Origin of the sequence: Roseivivax sediminis (genome assembly GCF_900112685.1) — a bacterium.
In the GTDB taxonomy this organism is placed as follows: domain Bacteria; phylum Pseudomonadota; class Alphaproteobacteria; order Rhodobacterales; family Rhodobacteraceae; genus Roseivivax; species Roseivivax sediminis.
On record NZ_FOMS01000008.1, the window covers coordinates 167,763 to 193,722 of the forward strand.

Genomic DNA, 25,960 nt, shown 5'->3' on the forward strand with positions numbered 1-25,960 from the left:
AGGCGCGGGGGCGGGCCGAGCCGTCGCCTGTCGCAAGAGAGCAACAGGGGAAGACGCCGCCCATCACGCCCCTACCACATGCGCTCTGCGGCGTAGGCGGGATAATCCGCGTCGTAGGCCCGGGCGTCGAAATCGCCGCTGGCGGCCTCCTTGACGAAATCTCCGGCGCTGGGAACGAGGTGCGCGTCGTCGCGGTCCCAGAGTCCGGCGCGCATCACCGCCTTGGCGCACTGGAAGTAGACCTCCGCGACGCCGGTGACGATGACCGTCGTGGGCTGCGCGTCGCCCTTGGCGAAACGGGCGCGCGCCTCCGCGTCATCGGTGAGATAGGCGGTGCCGTTCACCCGCACGACGTTGGTTGAGCCCGGCACCATGAACATCAGCGACAGCCGCCCGTCGGCGACGATGTTGCGCAGCGTGTCGAGCCGGTTGTTGCCGCGCCAGTCGGGCATCAGGATGGTGCGCTCGTCCGCGACCTCGGCCACCGGGCCGTCGTCGCCGCGTGGCGAGCCGTCGGTGCCACCGGGGCCGACGCTGGTCAGCACGCAGAAGCGCGACGCCTCGATCCAGCGGCGGTAGAGCGGCGTGATGTGCGGCATCACCTTGGTGAGGGACCGCGACGCGGCAGGGCCGTAAAGCGCTTCGAGCCCATCAATCGTGTCGATTTTCCGCATCGCGGGCCTCCTTCAGCAGGCGGTTGCTGGCATCCTCGATCTCGGTCGCGAGGCGGGCGAGCATGGTTGCGCGGTCGGCATCCGCGGGGATCCGCGGCAGGAACTCCACGACGCCGAGGCCGGGGCGCTTCATGATCCCGCTGCGCGGCCAGAAGAGGCCGACATTGGTAGCAACCGGCACGCAATCCTGCCCCAACTCGCGGAACAGCACGGCGGTGCCCTGCTTGTAGGGCAAGCTCGCCTCCGGCGCGACGCGGGTGCCCTGCGGGTAGATCACCAGCTGGCCGGGATAGGCACGGCCCTTCGCAACGTCGGACAGCATCTTGCCGATGGCCTGCCCGCGCTTGCCGCGATCCACCGGCACGCAGCCGATGCGCCAGGCGTACTGGCCGATCGCCGGTGTCCACAGAAGCTCCCGCTTCATGATGAACTTGGCCTCGGGCAGCACCGCGAAGATCATCAGGATATCGAGGAAGCTCTGGTGTTTGGCCGCCACCATGACCTCGTCGGTAGGCACCTCGCCGCGCACTTCCGTCCGCAGGCCGATCATCCAGCGCGCCGACCACATCGCGTAGCGCGCGTAGGACCGGCAGGCAAAGCGCGCCGCCCGGCGCGAGGCCAGCGCGAAGGGCAGGCAGAGCAGCCCCCAGACCACCATCGCGATATAGACCTGCACGGTGTAGACCAGCGACCGGATCCATTGCAGCGCGTCTTTCATGTCAGCCCCCCGAGCACCCGTTTCGACGCCATGCGCGTGGCCAGAAGCGCCACCAGCGCGGCGAGCGGCGGCACCAGCAGCGGCCAGAGCCAGTGCCCGCCGCGAAAGCCCAGCCCGGTGAGCACGCCGCCCGCGTCGCCCGTGTCCGGCATCAGCGCGACCGCCCCGAGCCCCAGCGCCGTGCCCGCCGCCGCACCGACGAGCGCGCGCAGCGTGAACCGGCGCACGAAGGCACCGGCGATGTAGTCGTCCGTGGCGCCGACGAGCCGCAGCACCGTGATGACCTGCGCGTTCGCAGCGAGCGCGGCATTGGCGGCGAGCGTGACCATCGCCGCGAGCGCGCCGAAGATCAGCGCCAGCGCCGTCCATCCCAGCAGCCGCAGCCCCGAGGCCGCCGCCATCAGCGGCCGCCGCCAGCGGCGGTGATCGTCGAGCACCGCGCCCGGCACCTCGGCCTGCAGCCGCAGCCGCAGCCCGGCCGCGTCGTAGCCGTCCGAGGTCTCCGAAAACGCGATGAGCTGCGGGATCGGCAACTGGTCGAGCGGAAGGTCGGGGCCGAACCACGGCTCCAGCAGCGCGCGCTGTTCGTCCTCCGTCAGGGCGCGCACATCCGCCACGCCCGGCGTCTGCTCCAGCACGCGCAGGGCGGCGGCGACCTGGCGGTCCATCTCGGCGGCCGGAGCGGAGATGCGCAGCGTGGCACCGCGGGCCAGCTCCTCTCCCCAACGGTCGGCGAGCCGACCGGCGGCCAGCGACAGCGCCAGCGCGAAGACCGCGAGGAAGGCCATCGCCGCCGCGCTGAACAGCGTCAGCCGCACCGTGAAGCCGGCGGGCGGCACCACGCGGTCGGCCGCCGCGTCGCCTTTCAGTGCATCGAGAATTCGGGCCAGAGCCGTCACAGGTCGGCCCCCGCAAGCTGCACGCGCCGGCGCGCGATCCGCAGGACGCGCGTCTGCACCTGGCTCTTGGCCGCCCGGATGAGGCTGAGGTCGTGCGTCGCGATCATCACCGCACGGCCCATCCGGTTGAGCTCCAGAAGCAGGGTCATCAGGCGCTGCGACATCTCCCAGTCGACATTGCCGGTGGGCTCGTCGGCAAGGATCGCGTCAGGCTGGACGATGAGCGCGCGCGCCAGCGCGGCGCGCTGGCGTTCCCCGCCCGACAGTTCAGGCGGCAGGGCGCGGGCGCGGCGCGCCAGGCCGACCCAGGACAGCAACTCCTCGAGGTCCTGCCGTGCGGCGGGCGTGTCCTGGCCAGACACGATCAGCGGCAGCGCGACGTTCTCGGCCACGCTCAGGTGATCGAGGAACTGGCAATCCTGGTGCACGACGCCGATGCGCCGCCGCAGATGCGCGACCCCGTCGCGGTCCATATCGCCGACGGGCTGCCCGAACAGCGTCACCTGACCCGCGGTCGGGGTCAGCGCCGCGTAGCAAAGTTTCAGGAACGTGGTCTTGCCGGCGCCCGAGGGCCCGGTGAGGAAATGGAAGGACCCGGGCGCGAGATCGAGCGTGATGTCGCTCAGAAGCTCACCGCCGCCATAGGAGTAGGCCACTTGTTCGAAGGAAATCACGGCATGGTATCCGGGCGGGATTGCGGAAGGCGCATCGGCGTCTCTTGTGCCCGAGCCACGCCGCGGTTTCAATGACGCGCACCGCCTTGAATCGGCCTTTTCGGCGACAGGACGGCGGCTTATGGTCGGGCGGACGCCGCGGGCACGCCCGCGCGGCCGGACGGCGGAAGGCGGGAAGAGACGGGATGCGGCTGATCTGCCCCAATTGCGAGGCGCAATACGAGGTGCCGGTGGAGGTGATCCCCACCGGCGGGCGCGAGGTGCAATGCTCCGATTGCGGGCACACCTGGTACCAGCGCCACCCGGGCGATCCCGCCCCCGAGAGCGCCGGGGATGCCGCGCCGCAGACGGACAGCGACGCAGCGCCCACCCCCGATCCGGAGGCCGAACGCGACGAACCGGCAGCCGATGCGCCTTCCGAGCCCGAGACCCTGCCCGATGCCACCGAGACCCCGCCGCACCCCGCGCGGCGGCGCGAACTCGACCCCGAGGTCGCCGACGTGCTGCGTCAGGAGGCCGAATTCGAGGCCCGCCACCGCGCCGCGGAGGCCGGCGTGATCGAGACGCAGACCGAATTCGGCCTCGACGATCCGCCCGAGGACGAGTCGACGCGACGCGCCCGCCAGGCGCGCGAACGGATGACGCGGATGCGCGCAGAGCCGACGGACGCCGCGGAGCGCGCCCGCCGCGCCGCCGCCTCCACCGGGGCGGTCGGCCCCGCACGGTACGACGACCCCGGCACGCCTGCGCCGGACCGCGAGGGCGCCTCGCGCCGGGACCTGCTGCCCGACGTGGACGAGATCAACCAGACCCTTCGCTCGAGCGAGGACCGTCGCCCGGTGGAGACAACCCAGGGCCGCGCGCCGCAGGCCGATGACGCAGGCGGCGGCTTCGGCCGCGGCTTCGTGTCGGTTCTGCTGCTGGGCGCCGCCCTGATCGCGCTCTACGCCTTCGCCCCGCGCATCGCGGACGCGGTGCCGGCGCTGGCCGATCCGCTCGCCGCCTACGCGGCGGCGCTGGACGCGGCGCGGCTATGGCTCGACTCGCAGGTGACCTCGGTGCTGGTCTGGCTCGACACGCTGGGCGCCGGGGCCGGCTCGGCCGAGGGCTGACCCGCGCGGCCGGGCCGCCTCAGATCCGTTCCAACGCGACCGCCGTGCCCTCGCCGCCGCCGATGCAGATGGCGGCGACGCCCCGTTTCAGACCGCGCGCCTCCAGCGCATGCAGCAGCGTCACGAGGATGCGCGCGCCCGACGCGCCGATCGGATGGCCAAGCGCGCAGGCCCCGCCGTTCACGTTCACCACGTCGCGCGGCAGCCCCATCTCGCGCATGAACGCCATGGGGACGACGGCGAAGGCCTCGTTGACCTCCCACAGGTCGACATCCGCGGCGGACCAGCCGGCGCGCTCCAGCACCTTGCGGGCCGCCGGGACCGGCGCGGTGGTGAAGAGGCCCGGCGCCTGGGCGTGGCTGGCATGCGCGACGATCCGGGCGCGCGGGGCGCGGCCCGCCGCCTCCGCCACGTCGCGGCGTTCGAGGACGAGCGCCGCCGCCCCGTCCGAGATCGAGGAGGCGTTGGCCGGCGTGACCGTGCCGTCGCGGCGAAACGCGGGCTTGAGGTGCGGGATGCGATCGGGCCGCGCGGCGCCGGGCTGTTCGTCCTCGGCCACATAGCTGTCGCCCTTGCGCCCCGACACGGTGACCGGGGCGATCTCCGCGCCGAAGGCCCCCGACGCCTGCGCCTCCAGCGCGCGGGACAGAGAGCCAAGCGCGTAGTCGTCCTGCGCCTCGCGGGTGAACTGGTAGGCGGCCGCGCAATCCTCCGCGAAGGTGCCCATGAGCCGGCCAGTGTCGTAGGCGTCCTCCAACCCGTCGAGGAACATGTGATCGATCACCTCGGCATGGCCGAGCCGCGCGCCGCCGCGCATCTTCGGCAACAGGTACGGCGCGTTGGTCATGCTCTCCATGCCGCCCGCGACAAGGCAGTCGGCCTGCCCCAGCGCCAGCCGGTCCCAGGCCATCATCGCCGCCTTCATGCCCGAGCCGCACATCTTGTTGAGCGTCGTCGCCGGCACGTCCTCGCCCAGCCCCGCGGCAAAGCCCGCCTGGCGCGCCGGCGCCTGGCCCTGCCCGGCCGGCAGCACACAGCCCATCAGCACCTCTTCCGGCGCGGCACCGGGCGCGTCCGCCAGCGCCGCGCGGATCGCCGCGCCGCCCAGCTCCGCGGCCCGCGCGCCCGACAGGCTGCCCTGGAAGCCACCCATCGGCGTGCGCCGCGCGGCGGTAATGACGATCTCGTGCATCCGGCACCTCCGATCCCGTCCTCCGAAACCGATTGGAAAGGTTTCGACCGTAGCGTGCAAGCGTCGCGGCATGCCGAAGGATCAGACCATGCATCTCAGCACCGACCAAAGGGAAGGCGCGCTCATAGTCCGCGTGGAGGCCGCCCGTATCGATTCCGCCGTCGCGATCCAGTTCAAGGACGCGATGCGCGACGTGACCGGCGGGGCAGAGACGCGGGTGCTGCTCGACCTCTCGCAGGTGGAGTTCGTCGATTCCAGCGGGCTTGGCGCCATCGTCGCGGCGATGAAGGTGATCGGCCCGGGGCGCAGACTCGACCTCGCCGCGCTGCAGCCCGGTGTCGACAAGGTCTTCCGGCTGACACGAATGGACACGATCTTCGCCATCCACCCTGACGTCGAGTCCGCCCTCGGCGCACATGCCGGCTGAAAAACCCGGGCGCGACCGGGCAAGGAAACGGGCGCTCTGGCAAGTGGCCTTTCGGATCTGGCCCGCACCGGCAGAGATTCGCGCCGCCCTCCTCCGGGTGGAGGACGCATTACAGAGCGCCGGCGTGCCGGCCGCCTCCGCCGGGGACGCAGCGCTTGCGCTCGCAGAGGCGCTGAACAACGTCGTCGAACACGCCTTCGCGGGCCTCGCCCCCGGGTGGGTCACGCTCGACATCACGCTCGGGCAGGACCGGCTGACGGTGCGAATCTGCGATCGCGGGCGGCCGATGCCGGGCCTCGCGGCGCCGGCCGGACACTTGCCGGACCTCGACGTCCCCCGCTCCGACGTGCCGGAGGGCGGGTTCGGCTGGCACCTCATCCATTCGCTGTCGAGCACGCTGGACTACCGGCGCGAGGACGGCGCGAATCTCCTGCGCCTCGATTTCGATCTCCGCGTGGACCCGGGCCCCGACTCAAGCGGATCGGACCCGGTGACACCCCGGATTGCCCGCAAGGATTGAGGGCAGATTTTCCGTGTGCCGATCAGGGGTTGCCAAATGACCAAACAGCCAAGAAATCGTCGCATTGCGTGCCAAATTGGGCCTGAAAGCGACGGCATAGATGATCTTGTAGCTGCACAAGGCTTCCCTCGGTGCCCCGTTGCAATAGCCCCCACCCAGTACGGGGCGCCGAGGTCTTTCCCCCTTCGCAAACGCCTCAGATGCGATTGACGCCGGACGCCGGGCCGGTACGGTCCGCCGGCGAAGCGAAGGAGGCGTCATGCGCGATTTTCAAAGCCCCGGCCGGTCCGCCGTCTACGTCGACAACGGCATGTGCGCGACCTCGCACCCGCTTGCCGCGCAGGAGGCGGTGCGCATCCTGCAGGCGGGCGGCAACGCCGTCGACGCCGCCATCGCCGGCGCGGTGCTACTCGGCGTGTGCGAGCCGCACATGACAGGGATCGGCGGTGATTGCTTCGCGCTGATCGCCCCCGAAGGCGCCCCCGTCGTCGCAATCAACGGCTCGGGCCGGGCCCACGCCGCCGCCGACCCGGAGCGGCTGCGGGCCGCGGGCCACAAGGTCATGCCGCAGGACGCGCCCGACGCGGTAACGATCCCCGGCGCCGTCGACGCCTTCTGCACCATGTCCGAAAACTGGGGGCGGCTCGGTCTCACCGACAGCCTCGCCCCCGCGATCCGCTATTTCGACGACGGCGTACCGGTCGCGCCGCGCGTCGCCGACGACTGGGCCGGAATGACCGGCGTGCTGCAGGGGGCGGCCCGGCGGCACTTCCTCCAGGACGGCGCGGCGCCCGGGGTTGGCACGCGCTTCGCGCTGCCCGGCCAGGCGGAGGTGCTGCGCCGCGTCGCCAAGGACGGTCGCGCGGCCTTCTACGACGGCGAGGTGGCCGAGGACATGCTCGCCACGCTCGCCCCGGCCGGCCACACTGCCGAGGATTTCGCCGCCGCGCGCACCGACACCGGCGCGCCGATCTCGGGCGGCTATGCCGGCGCCACCCTGTCGGAGCATCCTCCGAACGGACAGGGCGCCACGGCGCTCTTGATGCTGAACATCCTCGCACAGTTCGACATTGCGTCCATGGACCCGTTCGGCGCCGAGCGCGCGCATATCGAGGCGGAGGCGGCCAAGCTCGCCTACGACGCGCGCAACCGCTTCATGGCCGATCCCGATCACACCGCGCGGCTGGATCACATGCTGGCGCCCGAGACGGCCAAACGGCTCGCGGCACTGATCGACCCGGCCCGCGCGCTGCCCTCGCCCGCATCGGCCTCCGAGGCCGTGCATCGCGATACCGTCTATATCACCGTGGTCGACCGCGACCGGCTGGCGGTATCGCTGATCTACTCGATCTTCCACGGCTTCGGATCTGGCCTCGCCTCCGAACGCTTCGGCATCCTCTTCCAGAATCGCGGCGCCGGCTTCTCGCTCGAAGCTGGGCACCCGAACGAGTTCGGGCCCGGCAAGCGGCCGATGCACACGATCATTCCGGGCCTTCTCGACCTGCCGGACGGCGCGCGGATGCCCTTCGGCGTGATGGGCGGACAGTACCAATCGGCGGGACATGCACGGCTCGTGACCAACCTGAGGGACCACGGGATCGACCTGCAAGGCGCGCTCGACGCGCCACGCAGCTTCCCCGAGGACGGCACGCTGATGGTGGAGCGGGGATACCCGGACGCGGTGCGCGCGGCGCTGGCCGACAAGGGGCACAAGGTGGCCATCCCCGACCGCGCCATCGGCGGCGCGCAGGCGATCCGCATCCGCGCCGATGGCGTGCTCGAAGGCGCATCCGACCCCCGCAAGGACGGCTGCGCGATCGGCTACTGAAACTCGCCTGCGTGCCGCCCGGCCCAGAGCCCGGTCGCCAGGCACGCGGTCAGAAGGTAGCCCCCGGTCGGCGCCTCCCAGTCCAGCATCTCGCCCGCGGCGAAAACGCCTGGGCGGGCGCGCAGTTCCAGCGACGGGCTGAGCCCCTCCCACGCCACGCCTCCGGCGGTGGAGATCGCCTCGTCCAGCGGGGCGAGCCCTTGGTGCGGCACCGGCAGCGCCTTGATGAGTCGGGCAATCGCCTCCGCCTCCCGCGGCAGCGGGCGGGCACAGTCCATCATCAGCGCGCGGGCGGCGGGTGACAGCCGCGCCGCCTTGCGCAGCCGGTTGGCGGCGCTTTCCTTCGCGGGCCGCGCGGCGAGGCGCCGGGCCAGCGTGCCTGCGTCCGTATCGGGCGCGAGATCGACCCGCAGCGCCGCGCCCTCCCGCAACGCCGGCGACAGCGGATAGAGGCCGCCTCCCTCCAGCCCGCGTCCGGAGATCACCGCCTCGCCGCGGCTGTGCAGATGCCCCGCGCAAAGCGCGATGTTCTTCAGCGGGGTGCCGAAATGCTGCGCCATGTGTTCGGACCAGTCCACGCGCAGCCCCGCGTTGGCGGGCGCGAACGCCGTCACCGGCACCCCAGCCGCGCGGAGCGTCCCCGCCCAGAGCCCGTCGGAGCCGAGCCGCGCCCAGCTCGCCCCGCCCATCGCCAGCACCGTGACCGCCGGCCGCAGCCGCACCTCTCCCTCCGGCGTGTCGAAGAGCGTTGCGTCGCCATCCCAGCCGCGCCACGCCCAGCGCGTGCGCACCTCGAGGCCCGAAAGCCGCGCCAGCCACGCCCGCAGAAGCGGAGAGGCCTTCATCGCCGCGGGAAAAACGCGCCCCGTGCTGCCGGTGAAGACCGCCTGCCCCAGCCCCTCGGCCCAGGCGACGATCGCCTCGGGCGGCAGCGCGCGGATCATCGGCTCAAGCTGCGGCGCGGCGGCACCGTAATGCGCGAGGCACGTCTCCGCGTCCTCGGCCTTGGTCAGGTTCAGGCCCGATTTCCCGGCCATCAGCAGCTTGCGCGCGAGGCTCGGGCGCTGCTCTGTCAGGATTACGCGGCGCCCGGCCGAGAGCAGCGCGTCGGCGGCCATCAGGCCGGCGGGGCCGCCGCCGATGACGAGGGCGTCGCAGGGCTCGGGCAAGGCTTGATCTCCGCCGTCGAAGGGTCAGGTGGTGATGCCGTTCGAAGACGAGAGGCGCAAGGGAGCATGAGCGATCCGATCTGCCCGCTCTGCGGCCGGCCGATCCCGCCGGACGTGCGGCAAAGCTGGCATCACCTTGTCCCCAAGCTGAAGGGTGGCAAAGGCGGGCCGGTCGTGCTGCTGCACCAGATCTGCCACAACGAGATCCACGCCACGTTCACCGAAGGCGAGCTTGCGCGCGAGTTCAACAGCGTCGAGGCGCTGCGCGCGCATCCCCGCATGGCAGGCTTCCTGGCGTGGGTGGCGAAACGGCCGCCGGGCTTTCACAAGCGCTCCGCCGGCGGTCGGCGCAAGCGCTGAGGGATCAGCCCGCGTTCATCCGCTCGACATAGGAGCGCATTTCCTCGGCCTCGTGCCGGGCCTCGCGCAGGCCCTCCATCGCCGCGGCAAGCTCTGCCTCGGTCTGGGCCAGCTGGTTGGTCAGCTCCGCCTCGCGCTGCTGAAGGTAGGTGATCGCCTGATCGCGCGTCTCCTCCGCCTCGTGCAGCTCCTGGCTCATGCGCTCCAGCTCGTTCACGTCGGCCTGACTGACGCGGGTGAAGCGGTGCACCAGCCAGTTGGCGAACCATCCCACGCAGAAGGCCACGAACAGGATGATCGCTGTGGTGAAAATGAACTCAGTCCTGTTCATCCTCAGTCCCTTCCCCGGCATCCGCCTCAGCCTCGTCGGAGCCCGCGGCATCCGTCAACGCTTCTTCGCCTGTCGGGACGGGATATTCAACGTCTTCCGCGCTCTCTTCGTCGGCTTCTGGCTCGATCAGACGGAACTCGATCCGGCGGTTGGCCTCGCGTCCCGCTTCGGTGTCGTTGTCGGCGATGGGCTCTTCCTCGCCATAGCCAGTCGCGCGGTAGGACGCGGTCAGCACCCGGCGCTGGCGCAGTTGGTCGAGCACCGCCTGCGCACGGTCCTGGCTGAGCTGCTGGTTCATCACTTCGCGGCCCTGGCTGTCGGTGTGGCCCTGGATCTCCAGCGGAATTTCCCCGCAGATCTTCAGAAGGTCGGCAATCTCGTCGAGGATGTCCTTGGCGCTGCTGTCGAGCGTGGCCGAGCCCGGCTCGAAGGTGAGCTTGCGCGCGCCGATGATCTGGCGGATCTGGTCGACGCATTCCTCCGGCGTCGGGATGCCGAGCGTCGGGTCGAGCCGCTCCACGTAGGTCACGTCGATGTCATAGTCGTCAGTCCCCAGCTTGTCGGACAGAACCCCCGCGATCTCGGCGTTGGCGTCGGAATTGCCGGTATTGCCGCGCACGGAAATGCTCTCGGGCGTGACCACGACGGCACCGTTGGCGAGCATCGACAGCGCCTCGAGTCCCGCCAGCACGCGCACCGACCAGCCCTCGGGCAGGTCGTCGTCCACCCGGGCCCCCACCGACACCTCTTCGGAGCCGAAGCGGGCGCGGGCATAGCTTTCCGCGGTGGTGCGCGCGAGTTCCGAATCGAGCCGCCCGCGCAGCTGCACCTGCCCCTCGGGGCTGAGCGTCGCGGTGAATTCGACCGGGCCCTGGTCGCCGTCGGGGTCGGGCGGTTCGGGCAGGACGGCGTCGAGGACGAAGGTGTCGGGCAGCGCGCTTTCGAGGTCGCCGACCACGCTGTCGAACCGCCCGGGCGGCGTGCCCTGTGCGGCGATCAGCGACACGTCGGCGTTGGAGAACGTGACCGACCCGCCGCCGATCTCGGCCAGCGCGGCGATCGCTGTCGACGCCGCCTCGCCCCAGTCGCGCGACGGCACGCCCAGACCGATGACGCAGCCCGCCGACTCGGACGCCCCGGCGGCTTCGGCGGCGGCGAGGATGCGCGCCTTCGCCTCCTGGGTATCGGCCGAGCAGGCGTCGAACCGGGCTCCGGCGTCGTCCATGACGAAACGCAGGGTAAACGGCGAGAGCACCGGCCGCGGCGCCGACAGATCGAGCGCGAGCGCGATGGTCTCGGGCGCGGCGCCGTTCAACCGCGCCTCCACCCGGCGGCGGGCGGCGGCGCTTTCGGTCATCGCCTGCACTTCGACCTCGCCCGCGGCGGCGGAGATCTTGGAGCGCGGCAGGTCCCGCAGCGCCCTCGTGGCGAGGCGCATGGACGCCTCCCACTCTTCCGGCACCGGGAAGTTCGCCGTCTCCAGCAGGTCGGAGACGTCCTCCGACGCGCCGACGATGCCGGCAACCTCCTCGATCAGGCGGGCGCGGTCAAAGGCCTCGGGCACCAGACCGATGAGCGAGACGGTTTCGCCGTTGCGCAGGATCTCGACCGAGAAGCGCGGCGGCTCGATGTCATCGGGTTCGGCCACCAGCGTCTCGTCGATGACGCGGGCGGCGTCGACCACCTGCCCGGCGGCCGAGATCGCGCGGAAGCGCGCCGCCTCGTCCGGCGCGGTGCCGTGCACGAAGACCTGCAGCCCGTTCGCGTCTACCCCGGCCCAGTCGATACCCTCGTGTTCGAGCCGCTGCTCCACCTCGGCGACCGAGTTGTCCTCCACGATGCGGACCGAGAAGACCGCGGCGACGGCGCAAAGAGCGGCGGCGGCGGTGAACGTCCCGGCAAGGATGGCGACGATGGAAAGGCGCATGTGATCGGGTCCAGTGACCGTTCAGGGGTGAGTCGTGATACGCCCCCCGCCTTTGGCCCGCAATCAGGCCAGGCAGGCAGCGGCGAAAAACAGCACGGGCAGAAGGCCGGCGTCGCGATTCGACCGGAAGAGCGACAGCAACCGGTCGTGATCCCGCAGGTCCACGCTGCGGAGCTGCCGGGCGAGGTGCCAGCCGAAGGCCCCTGCCCCGGCGAGCGCGAGAACCAGCATGCCGACCTCGCCCGTCGGCGCGGCGGCGATGACCGCGAGCCCCATGAGCGTGACCGCGAGGACGAGGAAGACGCGCAGCGCCTTCGGCGTGGCCTCCCCGAAGAGCCGGGCGGTGGACTTCACGCCGATGAGCGCGTCGTCCTCCTTGTCCTGGTGCGCATAGATCGTGTCGTAGAACAGCGTCCAGGCCATCCCGGCGACATAGAGCAGGAGCGCCGGCCAGCCGAGCGATCCGGTATGGGCCGTCCACGCCAGCAGCGCACCCCAGTTGAACGCGAGGCCGAGGAAGACCTGCGGCCACCAGGTGAAGCGCTTGGCGAACGGATAGACCGTCACCGGCAGGAGCGCGAGAACGCCAAGCCCGATGGCCGCCCAGTTGAAGGTGATGAGGATCAGAAAGGCCGCGAGCGACTGCGCGCAGGCCCAGGCGAAGGCGGCCTTGGCCGACACCGCGCCCGAGGGGATGGGCCGCGAGGCGGTGCGCGCCACCGACCCGTCGATGCCGCGATCGGTGATGTCGTTCCAGGTGCAGCCCGCCCCGCGCATGAGAATCGCGCCGAGCCCGCAACCCGCGAAGATCCACGCATCGTGCAGCCGCGCGCCGCCGGTCGCCGCGATGGCCAGGAACAGGCCCCACCAGCAGGGCAGCAGCAGCAGCCACGTGCCGATCGGCCGGTCGAGCCGCGAGAGCCGGAAATACGGCTTCCACCCCTCGGGCGCGTAGCGGTCGACCCAGTTTCCCTTGTAGGCGTCGGCGACGCTGCCGGCCCCCTCTGGCGCCGGGGCGGGTTCGGGCATAGGTCTCTCCCATGGCTCGTGTCAGGCTGTTTGTAGATCACCCCCTCGGGGAGGGACAACCGGTGCCGCTGTCGCGGGAGGCGGCGCATTACCTCTTCGGGGTGATGCGGCTCGGCCAAGGGGCGGAGCTTTCGGTGTTCAACGGCGCCGACGGCGAGTGGGACGCGCGGGTGGCCGAGGCCGGCAAGAAGGGCGGCACGCTGGAGCCGCTGGCGCAATCCGTGCCGCAATGGCTGCCCCCGGACCTGTGGCTGATGTTCGCGCCGGTGAAGAAGGCGCGCACCGATTTCATCGTCGAGAAGGCGGTGGAGATGGGGGTGCGGCGGCTGCTGCCGGTGGCGACCGATTTCACCAATTCCGAGCGGATCCGGCAGGACCGCCTGCAGGCCCATGCCCGCGAGGCGGCCGAGCAATGCGGCGCGGTCTTCGTGCCGGAGGTGGCGGAGCTGTCGAAGCTGTCGGCGGTGCTGGCGGACTGGCCCGACGCGCGGCGGCTGATGTTCTGCGACGAGGCGGCGGCGGGCAGCTCATCCGCCCTTGCGGGCGTCTTCGCCGAGGCGGAGGGCCCGGGGCCCTGGGCGGTGCTGATCGGGCCGGAGGGCGGGTTCTCCGAGGCCGAGCGCACCCGGCTCTACGGCCTGCCGCAGGCGCATGTCGCCACGCTCGGCCCCCGCATCCTGCGGGCGGAAACCGCGGCGGTGGCGGCGCTGACGCTCTGGCAGACCCGCTTCGGGGACTGGGCGTGATCCGCCCCGAGGCACGCGCCGCGCTGTCGCGCTGGGCGGAGACGCTGGCCGGGCTGGCGGTGGCGCTGCTCGGCATCCTCTGGGCGACGGGGTCGGGCGGCGTGCTCGGCTGGGTCGTGACCGTGGCGGGCGCGGCGCTCGCCGCCGCCGGGGCGCAGCGGGCGCGCTTCGGCATGGGCGGCGGCGGCCCCGGAATCGTTGATGTGACCGAGGGGCGCATCGCCTATTTCGGGCCGCTCGACGGCGGGGTCGTCGACCTCGACGCGCTGGAGAGCCTGACGCTCGACCCGTCGGGGCGCCCGGCGCACTGGGTGCTCGGCCGGCCGGAGGAGCCACCCTTGTCGATACCGCTCACCGCGCAGGGGGCCGACGGGCTCTTCGACGCCTTTGCCGCGCTGCCGGAGCTCGACACCGAACGGATGCTGCGCGAGATGCGCCGCCGCCCGGATCGCCCGGTCGTGATCTGGCGCAGGCCACACCTGCGCGACACGGCCCTTCGGCTGCATTGACACCCCGCGCCGTTGGCTACATCCCTCTGAGCCTGACGTTACACGGCCTATCGGAGCCTGCCCCATGTCCATACCTCAATCCGGCGGCGGGCCGATCGAACATCGCGGTCAGCTGGCCGAGTACCTCGCCCGCGGCTGCAAGCCGCGCGAAGACTGGCGCATCGGCACCGAGCACGAAAAATTCGGCTACGTGAAGGAGACCCTGGCGCCGCTGCCCTATGACGGGCCGACCTCCGTGCGCGCGGTGCTGGAAGGCCTGCGCGACCGCCACGGCTGGACCGGGATCGAGGAGGGCGGCCACCTCATCGGGCTGGAGAAGGACGGCGCCAACGTGTCGCTCGAACCCGGCGGCCAGCTCGAACTCTCCGGGGCGCCACTGGAGACGATCCACCAGACCTGCGACGAGGTGAACGGGCACCTCGCCGAGGTGCGCGACGTCGCCGACCGCGTGGGCGCGGGCTATATCGGCCTCGGCGCCGCGCCGACCTGGTCCTTCGAGGACATGCCGATGATGCCCAAGGGGCGGTACCGGCTGATGACCGATTACATGGACCGCGTCGGCACGATGGGGAAGACGATGATGTACCGCACCTGCACGGTGCAGGTGAATCTCGACTTCTCGTCCGAGGCGGACATGGTCAAGAAACTGCGCGTGGCGCTGGCGCTGCAGCCGGTCGCCACCGCGCTTTTCGCCAATTCGCCCTTCCTCGACGGAAAGGAGAACGGCCACAAGTCCTGGCGCGCGCGGGTCTGGCGCGATCTCGACCCCGACCGCACCGGCATGCTGCCCTTCGTGTTCGAGGACGGCTTCGGCTTCGAGCGCTGGGCCGAATACGCGCTCGACGTGCCGATGTACTTCGTCTACCGCGACGGCCGCTACATAGACGCGACCGGGCAGAGCTTCCGTGACTTCCTGGAGGGCAGGCTGCCGGCGCTGCCGGGCGAGGTGCCGACGCTGTCGGACTGGGCCGACCACCTCACCACGATCTTCCCCGAGGCGCGGGTGAAGAAGTTCATCGAGATGCGCGGCGCCGATGGCGGCCCGTGGCGACGGCTCTGCGCGCTGCCGGCGTTCTGGGTCGGCCTGATGTACGATCAATCGTCGCTCGATGCCGCCTGGGACCTGGTGAAGGGCTGGGACGCCGCTACGCGCGAGGCGCTGCGGGTCGCGGCCTCGGTCGACGGGCTGCAGGCCAGGGTCGCGGACATCGACATGCACGCGCTGGCGCGCGAGGTGGTGGCGCTGTCCGAGGCCGGGCTGAAGGCGCGCGCCTGCCCCGGCGCCGGCGGCCTCCTGCCCGACGAGACGCATTTCCTCAACGCGCTCAAGGACAGCGTGGAGACCGGCCAGGTTCCGGCCGACGAACTTCTGGCGAAGTATCGCGGCGACTGGAACGGCGACATCACCCGGGTCTTCGCGGAATACAGCTACTGAAGGGTGCCCCCGCGCGGCGTTGAACCGGCGGCGACAATGCTGCCGACTCGCCCGCCCGCATGAGGCCGCGAAAGCCGGTCAATCGCCGCTCGGGGACGTCAACTCGCCTGCGCGCCGAACGCCTCGCCCGAGGCGTCCGCTCAGCGGATCAAAACCGCTCGTCCGCTTCGCGCAATTGCCGCGCCCGGGTCAGGATCGCATCCTCGACGGCACGCACCGTGCTGCCCTCGACCGGGCCCGACCGGGTCGCCAGCGCGATATTGAGCGACCGGGCGTCGAGCGCCGGGTCGGTGACGTAGATCGTCGCGCGGTAGGCGCGGCCGCCACCCGGCGGCGTGCCGTACCCGGTCGTGATCACCCCCGAAAACGGATCGACCGACGTGACCGGCAGGAAGTCCAGCGTCTCCAGCGAGGCGTTCCAGATATAGCGGTTCACCGCCCCGACCGTGCCCGGCTCCGCCCGCGGGCGGAAGAAATCCCAGATGGTCGATTCGGGCGGACCGGCCTCGCCGTAGATTTCCCGGTCGGCGATCTCCTGTGCCGAGCGCGTCTCGACCGGCTGACCCTGACCGTCGCCGCGGAACATTCCGCAACCCGACAGAAGCCCCACGGCCATGGCGAGCGCCAGCATGCTCTGTGTCCGCATGATCGTCATCGTCCCCGCTCCCGGCCGTTCGCGCGGCCCGTCCCTTGGCTGTTCCCGGACGTGCTTACAAGCCCGTGCGGCGCGCGACAAGCCGGCAGGCGATCCGGCGGCTCCGGCACCTCCCATCGCCGCATTTCCGGGCGTGTCCGAGCCGCCTCAGGGCCTTGTGGCAATTGTGCATCATCGAAAAGCTTGTTCCGCGACGCCCGGGGCTCCGTCTTGCAAGGTCGGGGTCCGGCGGCGCATAGACACTCACATCAAGGCCGGGCTTCCGGATTGGTACGTGCCTTAAGACACATGAGGGAACACATGAAAAAGATTCTTCTTGCATCCACGGCGCTGGTTGCAACCGCAGGCGTCGCATCGGCCCAGGACCTCGGCATCGCCCTGACCGGCCAGGCCGAAATGGGTATCTTCGACGGTGGTGACGACAACACCCAGTTCTTCACCGACCTGGACGTCACCTTCACCATGACCGGCGAGTCGGACAACGGCATCTCGTTCGGCGCGACCATCGACCTCGACGAAGCCACCGACCAGCCCGACTTCGAGAACCCGTCGGTTCAGGGCGGCGAGAACATGTTCGTGTCGTTCGGCGGCGCCACCCTGACCATGGGTGACACCGACGGCGCAATGGATGCCGCGATGCCGGAAATGGCGCTCGCAGGCGGCTCGCTGAACGACGACGAAACCGAGCACCTCGGCTTCGACGACCAGGACGGCCACTTCCTGATCAACGACTCCGGCCTGTCGCTCGACGGCGTCGGTGACGGCCAGATCGCGCGCTTCGACTACACCTACAGCGCCTTCACCTTCTCGGTCTCGGCCGAGCAGCTGAACAACGGTGACGACTTCGTGATCGGCACCGAGGAATTCGGCAACACCGCCTATGGTATTGGTGTCAACTACGCGGGCGACTTCTCGGGCGTCGCAATCGAAGCCGGTCTCGGCTACCAGGCGATCAACGACGCTGTCAGCTCGGTCGGCCTCGCAGCCACCGCCGGCCTGGCCAACGGCCTGTCCTTCGGCGCGACCCTGTCGCAGTCCACCCTCGAAGATGACCTTGAAGACGTTCTCGGCTACGGCGACGACGAGATCACCCACTGGGGTATCGGCATCGGCTACGAGATGAACGCCTTCGCAGTCGGCGTGAACTACGGCGAGTACGAATTCGACGGTAATACCGCTTCCGGCTACGGCCTCGCGGCATCTTACGACCTCGGCGGCGGCCTCTCGATGCGTGCCGGCTACGGCAACAGCGAAGTCGACGACGACCTGTTCGACGACGACGGCTTCGACACCTACTCGCTCGGCCTGCAGATGAACTTCTGATCTCTCCCGAGATCCGAATTCCGGAAAGAGCGGGCCTTGCGCCCGCTCTTTTCTTTTCCGGCGCGGCTTCGTACATCCCGGATCGGGAAGGAGCCCGATCAATGCGCCAGACCGCCCGTCCGCAGCAGAGCCCGTCCGAGCGCTACAAGGCCGCACTCGCCGCGATCGAGGCCGGCCGCCACGCCGAGGCCCGCGCCGCGCTCACCCAGCTCGGGATGGAACGGCCGCGCGCGCCCGAGATCCCCTACCAGCTGTCCCGCATCGCCGGCTTCGCCGCCGATCTGCCGGCACGCCTGCGCCAGATCGACCGCGCGCTGGCGTTGCGCCCCGAGGACCCGGCGCTGATCGACGCCGCCATCGCCGCGCACGACGTGGCCGGCGACGCCGAAGCGGCGCTCGCCCTGCACGACCGGCGCATCGCCGCGGCGAAGAACCGGCTCCACGCCGAGACCGCCAAGGCCGTGTATCTCCAGCATGTCGGCCGCTTCGACGCCGCCGAGACGCTGCTGCGCGACCTCATCGCCCGTCACCCGCGGGAAGGCGTGCTCTACCGCACCCTCTTCGCCACGCTGAAGATTTCTCCGGACGAGCCACTCCTCCCGCGCCTCGAGACGCTCCTGGCGCGGCGCGACATGGCCGACAACTCCCGCGCCGACGCCCATTTCGCGATGGCCAAGGCGCGAGAGGATATCGGCGACACGGCCGCCGTCTTTCCTCATCTCGACATCGCAAACCGCCTGCAACGCGCCGCCGCCCCCTACGATCCGGCCGCCCAGGCGCGCGAACACGACGGGCTCTTCGCCGCCCAGAAGGACGCCGATCTCGCCCCCGTTCCGGGCTCCCCCGCACCCCGCCCTGTCTTCGTGATCGGCCCGCCGCGCGCCGGCACCACGCTGGCCGAACGCATCCTCGCCGGCCATGCCGGCGTGACCGCGGGCGGAGAGCTCGCCCACGCCCTTCGCCTCGTCGCCTCCGGCTTCAATCGCGGCGGCGCCCTCGCCCCCCTGGACGGCGTGACGCAAGGCGCGCTGCAGGCCCTCGCGCGGCGCTACCTCGACCAGGTACGCTTCGACACCGGTGCGGCGGGCGGCGTCGTCACCGACAAGTCGATCCAGTCGCATCTGGTGCTCGGCTATCTCGCCCGCGCCCTGCCCGAGGCGCGCTTCGTCTCGGTCCGCCGCGACCCGCGCGATACCGCGTTGTCGATCTACAAGACGCATTTCCGCACCGGCACGCATCGCTATTCCAACGCCCTCGCCGACATCGCCCTAGCGCTCAAGACCCAGCGCGCCATCATGGCCCACTGGCGGGACCGCCTGCCGGACCGGGTGACGGAAATCGCCTACGAGGACCTGGTGAGCGATCCCGAACCCGCCGCCCGCGCGCTGGCCGCCGCCGCCGGGCTGGACTTCGCACCCGAAAGTCTCGATACCACGCGCCCGGGCCGGGTGCGCACGCTCTCCGTCGCGCAGGCACGCCAGCCGATCCACGCCGGCCGCCGCGCCGCCTGGCGCGCCTACGAGACCGAGCTTCAACCCTTCCTTGACGCCTGGGGAGACGATCCATGGGACTGAGCGACATCCGCAGCCGCCTCGAGGCCGCCTGCACCGCCGCGGGCCGCGACCCCGCGGAGATCACCCTCATCGCCATCTCCAAGGTGCAACCGAACGACCGGGTGGAGGCGGTGCTCGAAGCCGGCCACCGCGTCTTCGGCGAAAACACGGTGCAGGAGGCCGAAAGCAAGTGGCCGGACTTCCGCGCCCGCTTCCCCGGCACCGAGGTCCACCTCGTCGGCCCGCTGCAAAGCAACAAGGCCCGCCGCGCGATGGAACTGTTCGACACCATCCATTCGGTCGACCGCCCGAAGATCGCCAGGGCCATCGCCCGGCTCACGGACGAGATCGGCCGTTGCCCCGACCTCTTCATCCAGGTGAACACCGGCGAGGAGGCGCAGAAGGCCGGCGTCCTGCCCTCGGACACCGACGCCTTCGTCGCCGAATGCCGCGACCTGAACCTGCCGGTGCGCGGCCTGATGTGCATCCCCCCGGCCGAGGAGACGCCGTCGCTGCACTTCGCGCTTCTGCGCAAGATCGCGGAGCGCAACGGCCTGACCGGCCTGTCGATGGGCATGTCCGCCGATTTCGAGGAGGCCATCGCCCAGGGCGCCACCCATGTTCGCGTCGGCTCCGCCATCTTCGGCGACCGCGTCTATTCCTGACGGGCCGCCGGTCGTCGCTCCGGACCGCCCCGCCCGGCGCCGCCCCCCGGCTTCTTCGGGCCTGAAATACTCCACGGGGGTCCGGGGGCGTGAAGCCCCCGGCGCTCTCCGCCCGCGGGCCGGCGCCGCGTCCGTCCCCGGGTGACATCGCCCCGCGCCCCCCCTATAAGCGCGGCGAAAAACGCGCCAAGGACACGAGGATTCCCATGACCATCCAGGTATTCGGCCACAAATCCCCCGACACCGATTCCACCGGCAGCCCGCTGATCTGGGCCTGGTATCTCAAGGAGATCCGCGGCGAGGACGCCAGGGCCGTCCTTCTGGGCGAGCCCAACACCGAGGCGGCGTTCATGCTCGACCGCTGGGGCTTCGACAAGCCCGAGATCATCGACGACGTCGCCGAGGGCGCCCCGGTCGCCATCGTCGACACCAACAACCCCGCCGAACTGCCCGCCTCGATCAACAAGGCCGACATCCGGTCGATCATCGACCACCACAAGCTGGTCGGCGGGCTCGAGACCAAGGCCCCGATCGAGATCCGGGTGGAGCCGCTCGCCTGCACCGCCACGATCCTGCACAAGATGATCGGCAAGGACCTCGCGCAGGCGCCGCAGGGCATCAAGGGCGCGATGCTGACCTGCATCCTGTCCGACACGCTGGGCTTCCGTTCGCCCACCACGACACAGGAAGACAAGGCGATCGCGCACGATCTCGCGCAGGATCTCGGCATCGACATCGACGGCTACGCCGAAGAAATGTTCGCGGCCAAATCCGACGTCTCCGCCTTCTCGGACGCCGAACTCCTGCGCATGGACAGCAAGGAGTACGAGGTCGACGGCACCGCCCTGCGCGTCTCCGTGCTCGAAACCACCGCGCCGGCGCAGGTCCTCGACCGCAAGGACAGCCTGATGGCCTCCATGCCGGGCGTCGCCAAGGAAGACGGCGCCGAGGAAGTGCTGCTCTTCATCGTCGACATCCTGAAAGAGGAAGCGACGCTGCTGGTGCCCAACGACCGGGTCAAGAAAATCGCGGAAGCGAGCTTCGACAAGAGCGTCAGCGGCGACACGCTCGTCCTGCCCGGCGTGATGAGCCGCAAGAAGCAGATCATGCCGGTCCTGAAAGCCGGCTGAGCCCGACCCGCCCCCTCCCCCAAGGCGGGTGGAGGGGGCCGACATCCGGAGGCCGCACCGTGGCGCGCATCGTCTTCGACCTCGACGGCACGCTGGTGCACAGCGCGCCGGACATCCGCGCCACGGCGAACGCGGTCCTGACCGCGCGCGGCGCCGCGCCGCTGACCATGGACGAAACGGTGTCCTTCATCGGCAGCGGCGCCCCGGTCTTCGTGGAGCGGATGCGCGCCGCGCGCGCCCTGCCCGAGGCGGACGCGCCGGACCTGCTGGACGCCTTCCTCGCCCTCTACGAAGACGCGCACGCGTTGACCGAGCCGTTTCCCGGCGTGCGGGAGGCGCTCGACGCGCTGCGCGGCGCCGGCCACCGTCTCGCGATCTGCACCAACAAGCCCGAGGGGCCGGCGCGCGCCCTGCTCGCGCATCTGGACCTCGCCGATCCGTTCGACGCCGTCGTCGGCGGCGACACGCTCGCCGTGCGCAAACCCGATCCCGCGCCGCTCTTCGCCGCGGCGGAGGCGCTCGGGACCGGCCCGCTTGCCTATGTCGGCGACAGCGAAACCGATGCCGAGACCGCCGTCGCCGCCGCCGTGCCGTTCCTTCTGTTCACCGGCGGATACCGCAAGTCGCCGGTGACCGAGATCCCGCACCGCGCGGCGTTCGACAGCTTCGACACGCTCGCCGCGCTCGTCGGCCGCCATGCCGGCGATCCGCTTGTGGGCGCGCGGCCCGCGCCCTAGCTTCGCCCCAACCTTTGCCACCTCCCGTCCCAGTCCGAAAGCGCCCCCAATGACCCAGATCGTCCAGTCCCTCGCAGAGGTTTCCGCGCGCTACGACGCGCTCTTCGTCGATCTCTGGGGCTGCGTGCACAACGGCATCACCGCCTATCCCGACGCGGTCGCGGCACTGCAGACCTATCGCGAGACCGGCGGCAAGGTCGTGCTTCTGACCAACGCGCCGCGCCCGCGCGCGGACGTTGAGCGGCAGATCGCCCGGATGGGCGTGCCCGAGGATGCCTGGGACACCGTGGCCACGTCGGGCGATTCGGCGCGCGCGGCAATGTTCCGCGGCGCCGTCGGCCGCCGTGTCTGGTTCGTGGGCGAAGATCACGACCACAGCTTCTTCGAACCCCTGAAGGTGATCGAGGATCCGGTCGACGTGTCCGAGGTCTCGCTGGACGATGCCGACGGCATCGTCTGCTGCGGCCCCTTCGACCCGCACGCCGACCCCTCGGTGCTGCGGCCGGAGCTTCTGCTCGCCAAGCAGAAGGGGCTGAAGCTCCTCTGCGCCAACCCCGACATCGTCGTCGATCGCGGCGACCGGCGCGAATGGTGCGCCGGCGCCATCGCCCGGCTGTATACGGAGATGGGCGGCGAAAGCCTCTATTTCGGCAAGCCGCACCCCCCGATCTACGACCTGGCGCGGCTGCGCCTGTCGGAGATCGGAGACGTCCCGGCGGCCGAGGGCATCCTCGCCATCGGCGACGGCGCGAATACCGACATCGCCGGCGCCATGGCCGAGGACATCGATTCTCTCTTCATCACCGGCGGGCTCGCCGCGGAGGAGACGCGCACCGCCACCCAGCCAGAACCCAAGGCGCTCGAGGCGTACCTGGCCAAGGAAGGCATCTCGCCCACCTTCGCCATCGGCTATCTGCGCTGACGGAACCGGGGCGCCACCCTTCTACCTGCCCCTGCGGGCCACGGGACAGAGCGCGGCGGTCCTCGCCGGCGTCGGAGCGCCGCGAGGCCGCGCGCGGGTGCGGCCCTTTGGCGACAGCCCGCCGGCGCGGCGATCCGCGACTATCGCAGCCCTTGATTTTCTGCGCCTGCGAAGTAATAAAGTTGCTTGATAGCGCCGATACCGCGCTAATTTGTTACCGGGCCGATCTCTCATGGGGGCTGACATGTTCGACAATCTGCCGCGCGGCACGATCCCGATCGAGGACATCGAGATGGGCATGACCCGGTCGCTCGAGAAGGAGGTGACCGACAAGGACATCGAGATGTTCGCCGAGGTTTCCACCGACCGGAACCCGGTGCATCTCGACGACGATTACGCCCGCGACACGATCTTCGAGGGGCGCATCGCGCACGGGATGCTGACGGCCGGGTTGATCTCCGCGGTGATCGGTGAACAGCTTCCGGGTCACGGCACGGTCTACATGGGCCAGACGCTGAAGTTCCTCGGCCCCGTGCGGCCGGGCGACCGTGTGCTGGCCGAAGTGACGGTGGTCGAGATCGATACCGCGAAACGCCGCGTCACGCTCGATTGCACCTGCAAGGTCGACGGCAAGACGGTGCTGACGGGCGAGGCCAAGGTGCTCGCCCCCTCGCGCAAGTTCGACTGATCCCGCGCGGGGCGGACCGCCCGCCCGACGTGGCCCCGAACCGGCCTGCCGCGCCGGACCCGCGCGCCGGCCGCCGCTGGCCTCACCCCCCCGATTTCGCTTCCTTCGCCAGCCGTTCCAGCTCGGGCACCGCGATGCCGCGCTTCTCCGCGCTGCGCTGCACCGCCGCCTGGATCGCCGGGGACCGGCGCAGAAGGCGCCGGAACCGCCGCTCGTCTAGCGCCAGCAGTGTCGATGGCGCGATCGCCCGCACCTCGGCACGGCGCACCGAGTTGACCAGCATCGACAGCTGGCCGAACAGCTCCCCCCGGCCGAGCCGCCAGCTCTGGCTCGCCGCGCGCAGCTCCACCGCGCCGGAGGCGATGAAGAACACCGTGTCGGGCGTCGAATCGCGGCTCAACAGCAGGTCGCCCTCGTCGGCATAGCGCGTCACCAGCGCCCGGCTCAGCCGCCGCAACGTCGCCTCGTCGAGTTCCGAGAACAGCGGGAATTGCTTGGCCAGCTCCGCCTTCTGCAACACGATATCGAGCGCCGGGCGCGTGTCCTCCTGTGCAAAACGCCGGTCGAGCCGCTGCATCAGGTCGGTGTGCAGCTCCACCCCGACCAGGCCCTCCTCGAAGAGCTGGTCGTATTCGCGCTTTTCCAGCCGCAGCGCGGTGCGGCGGATGAAGCGGCGCTCCAGCTCCTCGGCGTAGCCGGGATATTGCAGCCTCAGCCCGTCGAGCGCCTGCTCCACCATCTCCGCCCGCCTGTGCAGAAGCTCGTGCAGCAGCTCCGCCACCCGGCGACCGTGGATGCGCCGGATGCGCGCGTCGATGAAAGTGTCGAGATCGCGCAGAACCAGACCCTGCAGCAGCAGGATCTCGAACCGGTCGGCGGTCAGCCGGGCGAGCGGATAGGAGATGCGGAACCGGTTATAGAGCCGAAGCGCCACCCGGAACGCGGGATCGATCCCGACCGCCCGCCGCGCCGCCCGGCGATAGCCCAAGCGCCCCGATTGCCGCGCCTGCTCCAGCAGGCGGTCCACATCCGACAGGATCCGCTCCGTCAGCCGGGGCGATACCGCGCGTTCGCGGAACCGGTCGAGGATCATGTCCCGCTCTGCCCCGGCCAGCGCGATGAGGCCCAGCGTCACCCGGTCGCGGTCGAGGATCTCGGCCGAGCGCTCGGCTGCCTTCACCGCGCCTTCCAGCCGCTCGCCGAAGCCCTTGGCCTCGGATCGCACGATGTCGTGCGACAGCCCGTAATTCTCCGTCGCCGCCTTCACGTCCTCGCGCACGCTCTGTAGCGCCACGGCGACCACCTGCCGCGCCAGCGCCGCGTCGAGCGGGCTCAGCTTGTCGAGCCCCAGCCTGGAGATCACCAGCCTGAGGGTGGACCCCTGCACCACCAGCGTGAACAGCGTGTAGCCAGTGGCAAGCACGCCGACCATGCGCTGGATGTCGTCGGGGACACGCCCGCTTTCGGTCACCGCCAGCGCCAACGCCAGCGTCACCGCCCCGCGCAGCCCGCCCCAGAGGATCGCGGTGCGGTAGGGCCGCTCCACCTGCGGCGACAGCCGCAGCAGCGACAGAAGCGGCAGCAGCACGAAGAGGATCAGCGCCCGCGCCGCCAGCGCTGCCCCGACCACCACGCCGATGAGACCGATATCGGTCCAGCTCACACCCTCCAGAAGGCGCGGGATCAGCAGCGCGGCGAGCACGAAGATCAGCGCCCCGGCCCAGTGCGCCAGCAGTCCCCACATCTCGCGCATGTTCTGCCACACGCCCGGCGACAGCGCGCCCGGGGCGCTCGCGTTGACGGTAATGCCGGCCGCAACCACGGCGATCACGCCCGACGCGCCCAGCACCTGCTCAGCGGCGATGTAGGCCAGGTAGGGCAGCGCCACCGATAGCGACATCTGCGCCGGCTCGTAACGCCCCACCGCCGACATCACCATCATCGCCACCTGCCCCAGCAGCACGCCGACGCCGACGCCGCCCAGTACGATCAGCGGAAACCGCCCCAGCGCCGCTCCGAGCGCCGGATCGGGCACGCCCTGCATCACGAAGCCCATGAGCAACCCGAAGATGGCGATGGCGGCGGCGTCGTTCATCAGGCTCTCGCCCTCGACGATCCGCGCGAGGCGCCGCGGCGCCGCGATGGAGCGGAAGATCGACACCACCGCCGAAGGGTCGGTGGTCGACACGATCGACCCCAGCAGCAGACAGGCGACGATCCCGATTCCCGAGACGCTGGCGAGCGCCCCGCCGACGACGAGGGTGGAGAAGGCCACCGCCACCACCGCAAGCACGATGATCGGCACCCAGTCGTCGAGCATCCGCCGCAGGTTCATGCCGAGCGTCACCTGGAACAGCAGGGTCGGCAGGAAGACGTAGAGGAAGACGTTGGAGCGGACGGGGAAATTCAGGATCGCCTCGGCCACCGGGTTGAGGGCGTCGGTCAGGTCGGTGCGCAGGAAGAAGCTCGCCGCCCCGCCGATGACGATGCCGAACGCGGCGAGCGCCACGGAATAGGGTAGCCGCAGGCGGCCGGCGAGCGGCTCGGCCACCCCGATCAGGACAAAGAGGGCCGCGATGACGGCGACGACGACAATCACACTCATGGCTTGCCTCTAGCCTAGCGCAGGCCGCGGCGGAATGCAGGGGGACATATTGTTGCGCGATTTTGCGCGGGTCAGGGGATGCGCATTCGATGGGCGCCCGACCGGCGAGGGGCGACCTGCCCCTCGCGCGCC

General features: G+C 70.7%; 26 protein-coding genes. 15 read left to right on the forward strand and 11 right to left on the reverse strand.

Annotation, left to right across the window (positions count from 1 at the left end; translation table 11 throughout):
- Positions 1–71: 71 nt before the first annotated feature.
- The 4 genes from F3H57_RS13820 to F3H57_RS13835 are packed head-to-tail and all read right to left on the reverse strand — an operon-like array spanning position 72 to position 2,965.
- Positions 72–674 carry a pyridoxamine 5'-phosphate oxidase family protein gene (locus F3H57_RS13820; RefSeq protein WP_149756504.1) on the reverse strand — a complete coding sequence of 201 codons (603 nt, stop codon included), beginning with the start codon at positions 672–674 and terminating at the stop codon, positions 72–74.
- Entirely contained in the window at positions 652–1,392 is a 741-nt protein-coding gene (locus F3H57_RS13825) for a lysophospholipid acyltransferase family protein (protein ID WP_149756505.1), read from the reverse strand. The genes F3H57_RS13820 and F3H57_RS13825 overlap by 23 nt, the downstream gene beginning before the upstream one ends.
- A complete protein-coding gene (locus F3H57_RS13830) occupies positions 1,389–2,291 on the reverse strand; it encodes a cell division protein FtsX (RefSeq protein ID WP_149756506.1) in 903 nt (300 codons plus the stop codon). Before F3H57_RS13830 ends, F3H57_RS13825 begins: the two co-directional genes overlap by 4 nt.
- Positions 2,288–2,965 carry a cell division ATP-binding protein FtsE gene (locus F3H57_RS13835; protein WP_149756507.1) on the reverse strand — a complete coding sequence of 226 codons (678 nt, stop codon included), beginning with the start codon at positions 2,963–2,965 and terminating at the stop codon, positions 2,288–2,290. The genes F3H57_RS13830 and F3H57_RS13835 overlap by 4 nt, the downstream gene beginning before the upstream one ends.
- Positions 2,966–3,150: 185 nt before the next feature.
- On the opposite strand from F3H57_RS13835, the gene F3H57_RS13840 reads away from it, so the two are divergent.
- The gene (locus F3H57_RS13840; protein WP_149756508.1) at positions 3,151–4,077 is read left to right on the forward strand and encodes a zinc-ribbon domain-containing protein; all 927 of its coding nucleotides are present in this window, start codon (positions 3,151–3,153) and stop codon (positions 4,075–4,077) included.
- 19 nt (positions 4,078–4,096) lie between these two features.
- Here F3H57_RS13840 and F3H57_RS13845 read toward each other — a convergent pair whose 3' ends face one another.
- Positions 4,097–5,269, reverse strand: a complete 1,173-nt coding sequence (locus tag F3H57_RS13845) for an acetyl-CoA C-acyltransferase (protein ID WP_149756509.1) — start codon at positions 5,267–5,269, stop codon at positions 4,097–4,099.
- An 88-nt stretch (positions 5,270–5,357) separates the two neighbouring features.
- On the opposite strand from F3H57_RS13845, the gene F3H57_RS13850 reads away from it, so the two are divergent.
- The 3 genes from F3H57_RS13850 (at position 5,358) to F3H57_RS13860 (ending at position 8,044) form a co-directional block, all read left to right on the forward strand.
- Positions 5,358–5,696 carry an STAS domain-containing protein gene (locus F3H57_RS13850; RefSeq protein WP_149756510.1) on the forward strand — a complete coding sequence of 113 codons (339 nt, stop codon included), beginning with the start codon at positions 5,358–5,360 and terminating at the stop codon, positions 5,694–5,696.
- Entirely contained in the window at positions 5,686–6,216 is a 531-nt protein-coding gene (locus F3H57_RS13855) for an ATP-binding protein (RefSeq protein ID WP_149756511.1), read from the forward strand. The genes F3H57_RS13850 and F3H57_RS13855 overlap by 11 nt, the downstream gene beginning before the upstream one ends.
- Before the next feature lie 259 nt (positions 6,217–6,475).
- Positions 6,476–8,044, forward strand: coding sequence for a gamma-glutamyltransferase family protein (locus tag F3H57_RS13860; protein ID WP_149756512.1), 1,569 nt, complete (start codon positions 6,476–6,478; stop codon positions 8,042–8,044).
- Here F3H57_RS13860 and F3H57_RS13865 read toward each other — a convergent pair.
- The gene (locus tag F3H57_RS13865) at positions 8,038–9,213 is read right to left on the reverse strand and encodes a TIGR03862 family flavoprotein (RefSeq protein ID WP_149756513.1); all 1,176 of its coding nucleotides are present in this window, start codon (positions 9,211–9,213) and stop codon (positions 8,038–8,040) included. The two genes, F3H57_RS13860 and F3H57_RS13865, sit on opposite strands and share 7 nt — an antisense overlap.
- A gap of 66 nt (positions 9,214–9,279) precedes the next feature.
- On the opposite strand from F3H57_RS13865, the gene F3H57_RS13870 reads away from it, so the two are divergent.
- Positions 9,280–9,573: an HNH endonuclease family protein gene (locus F3H57_RS13870; protein WP_149756514.1), complete on the forward strand. Its 294-nt coding sequence runs from the start codon at positions 9,280–9,282 to the stop codon at positions 9,571–9,573.
- Positions 9,574–9,577: 4 nt separating this feature from the next.
- On the opposite strand, the gene F3H57_RS13875 is transcribed toward F3H57_RS13870, so the two are convergent.
- The 3 genes from F3H57_RS13875 to ubiA all read right to left on the reverse strand — a co-directional run bounded on the left by F3H57_RS13875 (position 9,578) and on the right by ubiA (position 12,860).
- Complete coding sequence (locus F3H57_RS13875; RefSeq protein WP_149756515.1) at positions 9,578–9,904, reverse strand: hypothetical protein; 327 nt, start codon at positions 9,902–9,904, stop codon at positions 9,578–9,580.
- On the reverse strand, positions 9,891–11,831 hold the full coding sequence (locus F3H57_RS13880; RefSeq protein WP_149756516.1) for an OmpA family protein: 1,941 nt from the start codon (positions 11,829–11,831) through the stop codon (positions 9,891–9,893). Before F3H57_RS13880 ends, F3H57_RS13875 begins: the two co-directional genes overlap by 14 nt.
- A gap of 63 nt (positions 11,832–11,894) precedes the next feature.
- The gene (ubiA, locus tag F3H57_RS13885; protein ID WP_149756517.1) at positions 11,895–12,860 is read right to left on the reverse strand and encodes a 4-hydroxybenzoate octaprenyltransferase; all 966 of its coding nucleotides are present in this window, start codon (positions 12,858–12,860) and stop codon (positions 11,895–11,897) included.
- Positions 12,861–12,871: 11 nt separating this feature from the next.
- Here ubiA and F3H57_RS13890 point away from each other — a divergent pair, with 11 nt between their 5' ends.
- The 3 genes from F3H57_RS13890 to F3H57_RS13900 all read left to right on the forward strand — a co-directional run bounded on the left by F3H57_RS13890 (position 12,872) and on the right by F3H57_RS13900 (position 15,550).
- Positions 12,872–13,606, forward strand: a complete 735-nt coding sequence (locus F3H57_RS13890; RefSeq protein ID WP_149756518.1) for a 16S rRNA (uracil(1498)-N(3))-methyltransferase — start codon at positions 12,872–12,874, stop codon at positions 13,604–13,606.
- On the forward strand, positions 13,603–14,115 hold the full coding sequence (locus F3H57_RS13895) for a hypothetical protein (RefSeq protein WP_316633296.1): 513 nt from the start codon (positions 13,603–13,605) through the stop codon (positions 14,113–14,115). The genes F3H57_RS13890 and F3H57_RS13895 overlap by 4 nt, the downstream gene beginning before the upstream one ends.
- A 64-nt stretch (positions 14,116–14,179) precedes the next feature.
- On the forward strand, positions 14,180–15,550 hold the full coding sequence (locus F3H57_RS13900) for a glutamate--cysteine ligase (RefSeq protein WP_149756519.1): 1,371 nt from the start codon (positions 14,180–14,182) through the stop codon (positions 15,548–15,550).
- Between the two features lie 148 nt (positions 15,551–15,698).
- Here F3H57_RS13900 and F3H57_RS13905 read toward each other — a convergent pair whose 3' ends face one another.
- Complete coding sequence (locus tag F3H57_RS13905; RefSeq protein ID WP_149756520.1) at positions 15,699–16,196, reverse strand: DUF3576 domain-containing protein; 498 nt, start codon at positions 16,194–16,196, stop codon at positions 15,699–15,701.
- Between the two features lie 309 nt (positions 16,197–16,505).
- Here F3H57_RS13905 and F3H57_RS13910 point away from each other — a divergent pair, with 309 nt between their 5' ends.
- The 7 genes from F3H57_RS13910 (at position 16,506) to F3H57_RS13940 (ending at position 23,223) form a co-directional block, all read left to right on the forward strand.
- The gene (locus F3H57_RS13910; protein WP_149756521.1) at positions 16,506–17,528 is read left to right on the forward strand and encodes a porin; all 1,023 of its coding nucleotides are present in this window, start codon (positions 16,506–16,508) and stop codon (positions 17,526–17,528) included.
- A gap of 101 nt (positions 17,529–17,629) precedes the next feature.
- Entirely contained in the window at positions 17,630–19,102 is a 1,473-nt protein-coding gene (locus F3H57_RS13915; protein ID WP_149756522.1) for a tetratricopeptide repeat-containing sulfotransferase family protein, read from the forward strand.
- Positions 19,093–19,746, forward strand: a complete 654-nt coding sequence (locus F3H57_RS13920) for a YggS family pyridoxal phosphate-dependent enzyme (RefSeq protein WP_149756523.1) — start codon at positions 19,093–19,095, stop codon at positions 19,744–19,746. Before F3H57_RS13915 ends, F3H57_RS13920 begins: the two co-directional genes overlap by 10 nt.
- A 206-nt stretch (positions 19,747–19,952) precedes the next feature.
- Entirely contained in the window at positions 19,953–20,876 is a 924-nt protein-coding gene (locus F3H57_RS13925) for a manganese-dependent inorganic pyrophosphatase (RefSeq protein ID WP_149756524.1), read from the forward strand.
- Between the two features lie 59 nt (positions 20,877–20,935).
- The gene (gph, locus tag F3H57_RS13930) at positions 20,936–21,613 is read left to right on the forward strand and encodes a phosphoglycolate phosphatase (RefSeq protein ID WP_149756525.1); all 678 of its coding nucleotides are present in this window, start codon (positions 20,936–20,938) and stop codon (positions 21,611–21,613) included.
- Between the two features lie 49 nt (positions 21,614–21,662).
- A complete protein-coding gene (locus F3H57_RS13935) occupies positions 21,663–22,535 on the forward strand; it encodes a TIGR01459 family HAD-type hydrolase (RefSeq protein ID WP_149756526.1) in 873 nt (290 codons plus the stop codon).
- Positions 22,536–22,779: 244 nt separating this feature from the next.
- Positions 22,780–23,223 carry a MaoC family dehydratase gene (locus F3H57_RS13940; RefSeq protein ID WP_149756527.1) on the forward strand — a complete coding sequence of 148 codons (444 nt, stop codon included), beginning with the start codon at positions 22,780–22,782 and terminating at the stop codon, positions 23,221–23,223.
- 82 nt (positions 23,224–23,305) lie between these two features.
- Here F3H57_RS13940 and F3H57_RS13945 read toward each other — a convergent pair whose 3' ends face one another.
- Positions 23,306–25,828 (reverse strand): cation:proton antiporter, encoded by a 2,523-nt coding sequence (locus F3H57_RS13945; RefSeq protein ID WP_149756528.1) that lies wholly within the window; start codon positions 25,826–25,828, stop codon positions 23,306–23,308.
- Positions 25,829–25,960: the final 132 nt, after the last annotated feature.